Source organism: Pseudoalteromonas piscicida (assembly GCF_000238315.3).
GTDB classification, from domain to species: domain Bacteria; phylum Pseudomonadota; class Gammaproteobacteria; order Enterobacterales; family Alteromonadaceae; genus Pseudoalteromonas; species Pseudoalteromonas piscicida.
On sequence record NZ_CP011925.1, the window covers coordinates 25,081 to 36,787 of the forward strand.

10 protein-coding genes are annotated in these 11,707 nt (G+C 44.8%); 8 read left to right on the forward strand and 2 right to left on the reverse strand.

Annotated features, from left to right (window positions below; translation table 11 throughout):
* Positions 1-2 precede the first annotated feature (2 nt).
* From betA to PPIS_RS19570, 5 genes are all read left to right on the forward strand, one after another.
* The gene (betA, locus tag PPIS_RS19550) at positions 3-1,670 is read left to right on the forward strand and encodes a choline dehydrogenase (protein ID WP_026345601.1); all 1,668 of its coding nucleotides are present in this window, start codon (positions 3-5) and stop codon (positions 1,668-1,670) included.
* A gap of 151 nt (positions 1,671-1,821) precedes the next feature.
* Positions 1,822-3,039: a choline transporter gene (locus PPIS_RS19555; RefSeq protein WP_010376175.1), complete on the forward strand. Its 1,218-nt coding sequence runs from the start codon at positions 1,822-1,824 to the stop codon at positions 3,037-3,039.
* 12 nt (positions 3,040-3,051) lie between these two features.
* A complete protein-coding gene (locus PPIS_RS19560) occupies positions 3,052-3,753 on the forward strand; it encodes a TorF family putative porin (RefSeq protein ID WP_010376172.1) in 702 nt (233 codons plus the stop codon).
* Positions 3,754-3,853: 100 nt separating this feature from the next.
* Positions 3,854-4,237 carry a VOC family protein gene (locus tag PPIS_RS19565; RefSeq protein ID WP_010376170.1) on the forward strand — a complete coding sequence of 128 codons (384 nt, stop codon included), beginning with the start codon at positions 3,854-3,856 and terminating at the stop codon, positions 4,235-4,237.
* A gap of 297 nt (positions 4,238-4,534) precedes the next feature.
* Positions 4,535-4,843 carry a cupin domain-containing protein gene (locus PPIS_RS19570; protein ID WP_010376168.1) on the forward strand — a complete coding sequence of 103 codons (309 nt, stop codon included), beginning with the start codon at positions 4,535-4,537 and terminating at the stop codon, positions 4,841-4,843.
* Between the two features lie 61 nt (positions 4,844-4,904).
* Here the strand turns inward: PPIS_RS19570 and PPIS_RS19575 are convergent, their stop codons facing one another.
* Positions 4,905-5,840, reverse strand: coding sequence for a LysR family transcriptional regulator (locus PPIS_RS19575; protein ID WP_010376165.1), 936 nt, complete (start codon positions 5,838-5,840; stop codon positions 4,905-4,907).
* Between the two features lie 122 nt (positions 5,841-5,962).
* On the opposite strand from PPIS_RS19575, the gene PPIS_RS19580 reads away from it, so the two are divergent.
* The 3 genes from PPIS_RS19580 to PPIS_RS19590 are packed head-to-tail and all read left to right on the forward strand — an operon-like array spanning position 5,963 to position 9,878.
* The gene (locus tag PPIS_RS19580) at positions 5,963-7,957 is read left to right on the forward strand and encodes a ligand-gated channel protein (protein WP_010376162.1); all 1,995 of its coding nucleotides are present in this window, start codon (positions 5,963-5,965) and stop codon (positions 7,955-7,957) included.
* Positions 7,957-9,048, forward strand: coding sequence for a PepSY-associated TM helix domain-containing protein (locus PPIS_RS19585; protein ID WP_010376160.1), 1,092 nt, complete (start codon positions 7,957-7,959; stop codon positions 9,046-9,048). The genes PPIS_RS19580 and PPIS_RS19585 overlap by 1 nt, the downstream gene beginning before the upstream one ends.
* Positions 9,049-9,050: 2 nt before the next feature.
* Positions 9,051-9,878, forward strand: a complete 828-nt coding sequence (locus tag PPIS_RS19590) for a DUF4198 domain-containing protein (protein WP_010376159.1) — start codon at positions 9,051-9,053, stop codon at positions 9,876-9,878.
* 129 nt (positions 9,879-10,007) lie between these two features.
* Here the strand turns inward: PPIS_RS19590 and PPIS_RS19595 are convergent, their stop codons facing one another.
* Complete coding sequence (locus tag PPIS_RS19595; RefSeq protein ID WP_010376157.1) at positions 10,008-11,540, reverse strand: ATP-binding cassette domain-containing protein; 1,533 nt, start codon at positions 11,538-11,540, stop codon at positions 10,008-10,010.
* Positions 11,541-11,707 lie beyond the last annotated feature (167 nt).

An 11,707-nucleotide genomic window follows, 5' to 3' on the forward strand; every position in this document is an offset into this window, starting at 1 on the left:
GTATGATGACTGATTTTGATTATATTATTGTAGGTGCAGGTTCTGCAGGCTGTGTGCTTGCAAACCGCCTATCGGAAAATCCAGCGCACAAAGTACTATTACTCGAAACTGGCGGTAGTGATAAGAGTATTTTTATTCAGATGCCAACCGCGCTATCTATTCCAATGAATACCGATAAATATGCTTGGCAGTTCCATACCGAGCCCGAGCCGCACTTAGACAATCGCGTTATGCATTGTCCTCGCGGCAAGGTACTTGGTGGTTCATCGTCAATCAATGGCATGGTGTACGTTCGAGGTCATGCTAAAGACTTTGATGAGTGGCAAGACAGTGGTGCACAAGGTTGGGATTATCAGTCTTGTTTACCTTACTTCAAGCGCGCTGAATCTTGGTATTTAGGTGGCGATGAGTACCGTGGTGAGCAAGGTCCGCTTGGCACTAATAATGGTAATGAAATGGCAAACCCGCTCTATCGTGCGTTTATTAGCGCTGGTGAGCAAGCGGGTTATGCGTTTACCAAAGACTATAACGGTGAGCAGCAAGAAGGTTTTGGGCCAATGTATATGACCGTAAAAGGTGGTAAACGTTGCTCGTCTAGCCGAGCCTATTTAGACCCAATTAAACATCGCAGTAACCTCACCATAGTCACGGGGGCTTTGGTACAACAAGTACTGTTAGATGGCAAAACCGCTACAGGCGTTGAATACAGTGTGAAAGGAAACCTGAAAAAAGCGAATGCAGCGAAGGAAGTGATCCTAAGTGCAGGTTCAATCGGTTCACCGCACTTATTACAATTATCTGGCATTGGTGATAAAGAAGCGTTGACTGCCGCAGGCGTTGAAGTAAAACACCATTTACCTGGGGTTGGCAAAAACCTTCAAGATCACTTGGAGTTTTATTTCCAATACAAGTGTAAGCAGCCCATCACCTTGAATGGCAAGTTGGGGTTAATTTCTAAAGGTTTGATCGGTGCAAGATGGTTGCTTGATAAGTCAGGTCTTGGCGCGACCAATCACTTTGAATCTTGTGCCTTTATTCGTTCGAAAGCGGGCGTTGAGTGGCCAGATCTTCAGTACCACTTTTTACCTGCGGCCATTCGCTACGATGGTAAAAGTGCCTTTGATGGTCATGGGTTCCAAGTTCATGTCGGCCACAATAAACCAAAGAACCGTGGTGAAGTAACGATTAAATCAGCAGATCCAACGGTTGCGCCTAAAATACAGTTTAATTATCTGGCAGAACAAGAAGACATTGAAGGCTTTAGAGCTTGTGTCAGGTTGACTCGTGAAATCATTGAGCAAAGTGCGTTTGATGACTTTAGACAGAGCGAGATCCAACCAGGTGAGCATATCCAAACCGATGAAGAAATTGATGCTTTCGTGCGTCAAGCGGTAGAAAGTGCTTATCACCCTTCTTGTTCATGCAAAATGGGTGAGGATGAAATGGCGGTTGTAGACTCGCAAACCCGTGTGCACGGTGTAAAGGGGCTACGCGTTGTGGATTCATCTATTTTCCCGACCATTCCAAACGGTAACCTCAATGCGCCGACTATTATGGTCGCGGAAAAAGCAGCGGATATGATTTTAGGTAATTCGCCACTTGCCGCTGAGGGAGCAAACGTTGCTATGACACAAAACTGGCAACAGGTTCAACGTAGTTCGGAGATCTAGTTTCGCCACTCGTATGGGAAAGTTCGTGCCCCATATGAGACCTGCAGTGGCATGCAGTGCAAATCGTTTGCACTGCATTAATGCGGGAATAATGTAAATAAAAACAACGGAGAAAAAATGAGTTACTTCTATCAATTTTGGGAGGGTGACAATGACAGTATGGCTTAGTGCAGGCATCATTTTCACCCTATTGGCAATTGCCTTTATTTTATTGAAGTGGGGGAATTTACAGTGCGTTGGTGTTACACCGGTTAAAACGTTCACTTTTATTGCAATCTTATTTACTTCTGGCCTAGATGTTGGCCTGATCATGTTTCCGCTTACGGAGTTTGCGGGTTACGCAGACATAAAAGCAAGCCCAGAGTATGCATTTACTAATCCGCTGGCCATAGAATTTGGTTTTTGGGGATTTTTAATATGGGGGTTCTACTTTCTTACGTGCTTTTATTTCTGCGTAATAGAGCCCAAGGTGAAATTCTTTGAAATTCCTTGGGTTAAATTCATTAATAACCTAGTTATTATCGGTACTTGTGCGTTTACCGCATTCTTATTGTTGTCTAATTTGCCTTGGTATTTACCCAGTTTAGGCGACGGTGAGTCGGTTATTCCTAGTTTCTATTTGATAGTGTTTGCGGCGATTGCTTTTGCGGTTTATTCAAGCACCAGCCTGAAGTACGTGCGCTTTTTAAGCATTACGACAACTTGGGTCTTTATCGGTTTAATTGCCTTTATGTGGGCGTCAGCATTTGTCTTTGGTGACAGTGCAATGTCGAGTTATACCAACAACTTGGCGCTGATCGGTGGCTATTTTACTAATTTAGATCAGTTTGTGCTGCCACTGAATGACTATCACGAGTTCTATCTATTCTGGTGGTTTGCGTGGAGTATCATGATTGGGCAATTTACATCGCGTTTTGTCGGTGGTTTGAAAACCTATCAAGTGCTAGCGGCGATGTTGATTTTCCCTTCTATTCCAATCGCAGCGTGGTTTAGTGTGCTTTATCACTACCATGAGGCTGGGATCCCAACTGCGGGTATTAAAAACTTTGCAATGGTCTTTGTTGGCGTGGTGTTTGTAATTAACTCACTCGACTCTTTGATCCGCCTATATACAGACAACCTTAACCTCACGGTTAGCCGTTTAGGAAAAAGAAACTATATTTTATTTAATATCGTGGCGTTATCACTGCTTACGCTGTTATTTAAACTAAACTTTTTACAGATCCAATGGGTTGGTGCGTTAGTTATAGGCTTGTTCTTCTCATGTTTTGGTTACATTGCATATAGCAAATACAAAACTGTGAGCAAGATTGATAGCTCGCCAAAAGACAACCTTATCGACTTTAGAAAAATTGAATCAGTAAACTAGGGATACAACTACATGACAACTTTAAAGAAAACACTTTGTGCACTCCCACTTATACTCGCCTCTAACTATGCGGCGGCAGACTGGTCTGCAACGCTTACAGGTGCATCTGACTATACCTTTAACGGTGTGAGTCAAACGCAAAATGACCCAGCCCTACAAGGCAGCATCGATAAAGCCTTTGCTAATGGCGTGTATGCTGGAAGCTGGGCGTCTAACGTCGATTTTGGTGATGACACTGACCTAGAGTGGGACTTTTACGTTGGTCGCTTTATCGAGCTAGACCAAAGTTGGAGCCTTGACTATGGTATTGCTTACTACTCTTATCATGGTGGTGACAACTCAAGCGATGGTAACTATCCAGAGATATATACTAAGTTTGGTTACGCGAGTGAGTTTGGCCAAACTGAGTTTAATTTTTGGTACAGTTGGGATTATTTCGGAACCGAAGCGGGTCACACTATTGCGATGGTAGCACATACTTTTGAAATTGCAGAAGGTCATGCATTACGAGCAAGCTTTGATATCTCCAATTCATTGGATGGCGATAAATATACATGGGATGGTAACGATAAGTCTTACAATCACTATCGCCTTGCTTATCAAACGGCATTTAAAGGCTTTGATATTGAAGTGGCGGCTGAAAATACGAGCTTAGATTGGGATACGGCTGATGAACGTATCGTACTTTCTGTGTCGAGAACATTTGATTTGTAACTCACATTAGATGTGATGACTGTAATACCAGCCTAACCTAGGCTGGTATTTTTTTGCCTACAAGGCACAATGATTCAGTATTGTTATAAGGATGATGATTATGGATCTTAACCAAGTTACCCTGCCCGTTGATGATATGGATGCAGCTTGTCAATTCTATCGAACGCTAGGTTTCACTCAAATTGTTGATACACCTCACTATGCTCGATTTGAATGCCCTGAAGGTAATGCAACCTTCTCGTTATCGTTAGAAATGCCTCCCATCAATAATGGTGCAGTTATTTACTTTGAACATGAACAGTTAGATGAGTGGGTCACTGAGCTTGAGGCCCGGGGTATCGTATTTGAGCAACTACCGACAGAGCAGCGCTATCTGTGGCGAGAAGCCATACTGTTTGACCCTGCAGGGAACAAGATCAAATTATACTGGGCTGGTGAGAATCGACTAGATCCTCCTTGGCGTGTAGAACTTAAAGGATTTTAGTAAGTTCATTCTTGTTTATTTAATGTTAAATTTTGTTTTACAAACATTGTTAAATTGTGTAACTTTAATGGTGACTGTACAACTGGGTAAGAAGTCCGAGTGGAGTCGCTTAAGTTAGGGGATTTTTCACCAATCGCCTGATGGATTGTTTTGAAAGATTGAGAACGACGTATTGAACATTTCTACAGATCAAGTTGTACCATTCTCCCAATTTGCCGTTACCAGATAAACGGATGTGCTGTTGCGGCAAATTATTTCTCTATCCTTGACTAATTGCTAGGCCCTAGTTTCAAGCTTATGAACTTTCTAAAAGATATTCCAGCTGATGTAACCGAAGAAATTTCTGAAACGGTGCTGTCTCATCCAAATATTCGTATTGAACGGATAGTATCAAATGGTCATACCTCGCCAAGCTCTGGATACTACGACCAAGATGAAAATGAATGGGTGCTGGTATTAAAGGGCTGTGGTGAGTTGACTTTTGATGACGGTAAAATAGTAACCTTAAAGGCGGGCGATAGTCTTAATATTCCCGCACATCAAAAGCATAAAGTAAGTTATACAGACACTTCTGAGCCAACTATATGGCTCGCCATCTTTTATTAACTACCAAAGTTCAATTAACTACCAAAGTTCAATTAACTACCAAAGTTCAACTGAGCGAAGCTTAGATAAAACTAAAGTCGCCAACAAACACTTGGTTGTCGTTGGAAACTTGGGTAAACCACTCTTTTAGGCTTTCAATTGCAGCGGTTGTTTTTGCCGCAACGGTATCGCGATGCGGCGTCACGGCGTAAACGCTATATTTTTGTAATGACCACTCTGAACATAGTCGTTTTAGCCTCCCTGATGAGAGATGATGTCTAATTTCGGGTTCAGGTAATACCCCATAGCCAATGCCATCTAGAGTGAGCTGAATACAAGCCTGCATATTATTCACCATAAAACGCGCTGTTGGCAGCGCCACTTGTTGATGAGTTTGTTGGTGGCTCAAATGGTAAGGGTTTTGTTTACTACTCGAATGACCAATCAAGGCGTGAGGCGCTAAGCTGTCAGGATGCGATAAATTGAGTTGTGCTAGTGGATGATGGCAACTGACACAGGGGATCAGTTGCCAGTCAGCAAGGTGACGGGCAATAAGGTTTGAGTCCTGTAAAGGGCCTATACAGATAGCCAAGTCGACACCTTCAGTAATGATGTCAATGGGCTCATCGGTTAGGATTAAATCGACTTTTATTTGTGGAAACTGCTCACTCAAGTAGCGCAGAGGCTTGCTGAGTAGCCCGCCTCCAAACCCGATGGGGGCAGAGATCTTCAATATGCCAGAAGGCGTATGTTGTAATAACTCAAGTTCATGCTCCGCTTGCTCTGCGGTTTGCAGTATTTGTATCGCGGATTTGTAATAGATAGAGCCCGCTTCGGTGAGCGTGAGGTTACGAGTATTTCGATTAAATAAACTTAGGCCTATGTCTTGCTCTAATTTGCTGATCTGCTGGCTGACGGCCGAGGTGGTCATATGCAATAAGTCAGCGGCTTTACTCATACTGCCAGCTTCTACTGTTTTTGCGAACACTTTAAGTCCGCGAGTCAATTTCTGATTCATTGTTAAGACCTGCTTAAAATACCTTTAAGAAAAACCGCATTGCTCCAAAATACGCAATCATCATACCATTACAAATGAAAATAATTGTTATTTATCTTGTATTCTATCATGGAGGTTTCTCGATGTTGATGGCCTGTCGTAGTTTGGCGCCACTCTCTTTAGCTGTTGCAGCTGCCCTGCCTTTTTCCTCACTTGCACAAAGTGATGCAAAATCAGAAATAAAAGAAGAGATGGAAGTGATCGTCGTATCCGCTTCTGGATTTGAGCAACTGCTAAAAAATGCCCCGGCGTCTGTTAGCGTTATCAATCAAGAAGCGCTACAGCAGCGCTTTTATCGAGATCTTACCGATGCCATGACAGATGTTCCCGGAGTTGTAGTAACTGGAGGCGGAGACAGGGAAGATATTAGCCTTCGCGGCATGGGCAGTCAGTACACGCTTATCTTAGTCGACGGGCAAAGACAAAGTTCGCGTGAGACTCGGCCAAATAGTGACGGTCCTGGTGTTGAAGGTGCATGGACGCCTCCTGTTGCTGCCATCGAACGTATCGAAGTTGTGCGCGGGCCTATGTCCTCGTTGTATGGCTCTGATGCAATTGGCGGCGTAATTAACATTATCACTAAAAAAACGCCTGACGAGTGGCATGGAGAAGTTAGAGTTGACGCAACCAGCCAAGAAAACAGTCGCTCAGGTGATATTTATCAGACAAATTTCTTTGCTGCAGGCTCGCTGATCAAAGATACCTTAGGGGTACAAATTTACGGCCAAACTACGCACAGAGATGAAGACGAAATCGTGTCTGGCTTTAGAGGTCGCGATGCAGATACGCTGAAGGTAAAACTGGCCTATACACCATCAGATGAACACGAATGGTTATTGGATTATGGTATTGCTTCACAGACGCTTGATGCAACGCTCGGTAAAACGGTAGCACCGCTTGCGCCAGGTGAGCCGTGTGGCCGCCGTGGTTGTCCTGAGTCCACTACAACCGAATACGATAGTGAGTCAATCTCTTTGACGCATAACGGTTATTGGTCATTTGGTAGCTCTCGTAGTTACCTAAAACATGAAGAGTTTGATAATAAATCCCGCGAGATGACGGTCAAAAACGTAGACTTCCAGTCTCTTTGGACGTTACCGCTTGGCGAGTCTCATACTAGCTCAATCGGTGTTGCCTATCTTAATGAAGATTTGACCGACAAAACCAGTAACCGCATTAGTGATTTGCAGCAAGTCGACAACGATCAGTGGTCGGTATTTGCTGAGGATGAGTGGCGCATCGTTGAGCCATTTGCCCTGACTATGGGCCTACGCTACGACAAAGACGGTAACTTTGGCGGCCACGTTAGCCCGCGCTTATACGGTGTTTATACTGCATCAGAGGCGGTGACGGTTAAAGGTGGGATCTCAACCGGCTTTAGAGCGCCGAACTTGCGTCAAAGTACTGCGGCGTGGGGCCAAGTGAGTCGTGGTGGCAATATTTATGGAAATCCAGAGTTAAGCCCTGAAACCTCAATTAATTACGAGGTAGGCGTTTACGTTGAACTGGCTAAAGGGATCAGTACCTCTGCAACGGTATTCTATAACGAATTCGACGATAAAATTTCACGGGTTTCGTGCCCACTAACTCAATGCACGGACGGCCCTAATGAATTTGGCTCGTTACCGACAACCTATGTCAACGTTGATGAAGCCGTAACCCAAGGTGGTGAAATTAGCTTCTCGGGTCAATTGACGGAAAAACTAAAGCTTAGCGCAAACTATACCTACACAGATTCGGAGCAAAAAACCGGAGTGTATGCTGGTAGCCCGTTAAACCAGTTACCTAAACATCTGTTCCAAACGTCGCTTAATTATCAGTATTCTGATGAGCTGAGCACATGGTTACGCTTCCATTATCGTGGTGAAGAAAGCCAGCCTGTAACAGGACCTTCGCAAAGTAGCTTAGTCGCACCTTCGTATAACCTAACTGATTTAGGTGCAAATTATCAGCTGAACGAAGCGATCAAGCTTGGATTTGGGATTTACAACCTCTTCGATGAAGAAATTACTGAAGCAGAATACGGCTACTTTGAAGATGGTCGTCGCTATTGGGCTTCATTGGCGTGGAGCTTTTAATGACACGAGCTCGCTCAGCGGCTAAGTCGTCGAATCGGCGACTTAAAAAGCTGTTTGATTGGCGCACTTGGCATTGGATGAGTTCTGCCGTGTGTTTGGTGGGAATGCTGCTGTTTGCCGTGACTGGGATCACCTTAAATCACGCAAGCCAGATAGAATCTACGCCTACTACATATGCTAAAGAAGCGGTGCTGCCAAGTGCTCTGTTGACCCAGCTTAACGCAGCGGCAGAGCAAACTGCGCTGCCACACAGCTTTCAATCTTGGTATCAGTCACACACAGGTGCGGCGTTACCTGCACTACAGCAAGTGCAGTGGAGCGAGTACGAATTGTATGTTGCGCTGCCAAGAGCTGGTGGCGATGGCTGGTTTAGCATTGCCCTTGATAGCGGTGAGTTTTATCAAGAGATCACGGATCGCGGTTGGGTATCATACCTTAACGATCTTCACAAAGGACGTAATACAGGATTTGCATGGCGTATGTTTATTGACGTGTTTTCAGTAGCTTGTGTAGTGTTTTCACTCACAGGGTTATGGCTTTTATACAAGCATTCTCGAGGAAGAAAGTCGACTTGGCCGCTCGTCGCAGCAGGCTTTGTATTGCCTGTTTTAGTGCTGATGGTACCCGCGCACGCTAAGGCTGATGAAGTTGAAATCACGATCCCGCGCTTAAACGTTGCGGAATATCACCCACCTTATGTAGCAGTATGGCTGGCGGACAGCAAACAACAGCGAGTTGCCGATATTGCCGTTTGGTATGACGTTAATATGACGGATAAAGAAGGTGAAAAGTGGCTAAAAGACTTACGCCTTTGGTGGCGTAGAAGCGGCCGTAGCCTATCCATGCCTGTAGATGGCGTGACTGGTGCGACAAGACGTCCAGGTACAGCAAAGATTGATTTAACCCCTTGGCGCGACGAGTTTAAAGCTTTACCTGCGGGTGAATACACGCTGTTTGTAGAGGCTGCTCGTGAGCTTGGAGGTCGTGAAGTATTGAAACTGCCAGTGACCTTACCTATCGCTGCGCCTGTCACTGTGATTGCAGAAGGTAAATCTGAACTCGCTACAACAATTTTAACAATGGAGCCTTAATCGTGAAAATTTCAACGTTAGTTTCTGGTGTCTTAGTTGCCTTAGCTGCATATAGCCTGTTAAGTGAAGCACACCGAGTATGGATAAAGCCAAGTACCACCGTGGTGTCTGGTGACAGCGAATGGATCACGTTTGATGCTGCCATCGCCAATGGGATCTTTAACCCAGATCATTATGCTTATCCACTAGAGCGTCTATCTGCACTGTCTCCTTCTGGTAGCAAGGTTGAGCTTAAGAACGCCGCAAAACTTAAGTGTCGTAGTGTGTTTGACATTGAGCTCAATCAGCAAGGCACTTACAAAGTGTTTAATCAAAGTCGCTCGCTGGTGGCGCGCTGGACTGATGAAAACGGTGAAAAGCATTATTGGCCAGGACGCGGAAAAATTGGCTCAGTAGAGGCCTTTAACAAAGAAGTACCAAAAACGGCAAAAGATTTAAGTGTGACCGACGTTGCAAGACGATTAGAAGTATTTGTAACTTTGGGCGCACCAAATAACACCGCGCTTAAGCCAACCGGCAAAGGGCTAGAACTAAACCCAGTTACTCACCCTAATGATTTGTACACCGGTGAACCAATTACCTTGCAGTATACGATGGATGGTGAACCTGCAAAGGGTGCAGAAGTGATAGTGGTACGCCAAGATGAAAAGTACCGTGATAACAGTCAACCAAGCAAATATACAACGAATGCCAAAGGTGAAGTGACGCTAACGCTATCTGAGCCAGGCATGTATTGGTTTGAAGTGGAATATGACGACGACAAAGCACAAGCACCCGCCACAAAGCGTGCCGGCAGCTATGTCACCACCCTCGAGGTATTACCGCTTTAATCCATCGTCCCCATGTGGTTTGAGACGTGCAGTCGTCTCAGCCCATTTAATTTAGTGGTCATAACAGAGACGCCACTAAGTGCCCAAAGGGGGAGGCGTTCCTTCCTCCCCCTTTTCTTCCTTCTATGACTATTGATCACGCAGCGGTAGAACTTTTATGTTGGTAAGCTGAGTGCAAAAATACTCATTGTGAGAGACCAGTATAAATCCACAAGGAAGCTGATTAAGCATGGCAGCAAGCTCTTCTTGTGCTTCGAGGTCGAGGTGATTATCCGGCTCGTCAAGCAGTAAAAAGCCTTGCAGTTGCACGGCCAGCACGATGGCCGCTTTCATTCTCTCGCCACCACTGAGACTCGTGATAGGTCCTGAAATCTTATCTAGACTCAGACCAACGCTTGCAAAACTGGTGATTATATTTTGATGTGGCGTGTCAAGTAAGCGCTCGGCAATGTCTAAAACGCAAGGGCCCTGTTCAAGCCAAGCGCAGTGCTGATCTAAGTAAACAGATGTTGTAGGGCGCTGGATTTCTCCGCGCTTTAACTCTAGCTTACCTGCAAGGGTTTTAAGCAAGGTCGATTTTCCGATGCCATTTTCTCCAATTATCCTGAGCTTTTGTGTTGTATCCGCAAAAAGGTTCACTGTCTTTTCTGGTCCAAAGCACAATTCGGCTTCGCATAAGCGGAGCTTTTCTTTTGCTCGAAAAGCTGAATTAAAATGAAACTGCTGTTTGTCTTCTCGATAGTAAACTGCATTTTTCTTAACCCTATCTTGAGCTTGCTGAATTTTATGGGTTTGTCCGGCATGACGCTTACTCCCTCTGTCTGACTTAAAGTCAGTAACCAGTTTACTTTGGCTACCAGCGCGCACTTGTGCTTTTCCTTTATTGGCCTGCCGTTGATGTTGCAGATCCGCTGCAATCATGGCTTGTTTAAGTGCTTTTTGTGCTGCGCGATTTGCCAAATGTTGTTGTTTTTGTCGAGCTTGAGTTTGAAGGTGTGTCTCTCTGAAGGCGTCAAATCCAAGCGAGTGATGAGTTAGCTCCCCCTGTTTTATGTGCAGTATATGGTCGGCTGCATCCAATAAAATAGGATCGTGTGTGACGGCAACCACACCATGTTTGTGGTGCTTTAGCTGCTCAGCTAGCCAGTGCTTATTGACGCTGTCCATGTGATTACTCGGCTCATCCATTAATAGGATTGCAGGCTGAGATTGTAGTATCTCAATATAAACACGCATTCGCTCTCCTGGACTAAGCCTTGTAAAGGGGGTTTCCAAAGTGAGTGCTAGCGGTGCAAGTGTTGCTTGCCAAGTTGATTCTAACTGCCAGTCATCTGAGATTAAGTCAAAATCGTGCTCAGAGGCGACCCCCTGATGGGCTCGATGCAGTGCCGCTAGCTTCTCTTCAAGCCCGAGTAGTTCAGAAACGGTGGTAAAGCGGTTAGTCGCATCTTGTGGGAGATAAAGGCATTTCCCATGACTTTGGCGCTCGCCCGAAGTTAGAGGCTGTTCACCGGATAGGGCTTTGAGTAAGTGTGATTTTCCTGCCCCATTTGGGCCTGTTATCGCAATAAATTGTCGCTCTATTGTTAGGTCGACATCGCAAAATAAACATTGACCATTTGCAAGCGTCAAGCTTGCTTGCTTTACCTGTATCCAAGGCATAATAACTGCTCCTAGTCGCAGCAGTGCAAAAGGCTAAAGGCACAAAGACTCGTAAAAGCCATAAACAGTAAAATAGAAAATGAGAGTTTATAGATTGGTCTGAGAAGCCTCAACGATAACCATAAGCTTTGCACTGGAAATTAATAATAAGTTCGTCAGTTACAAAG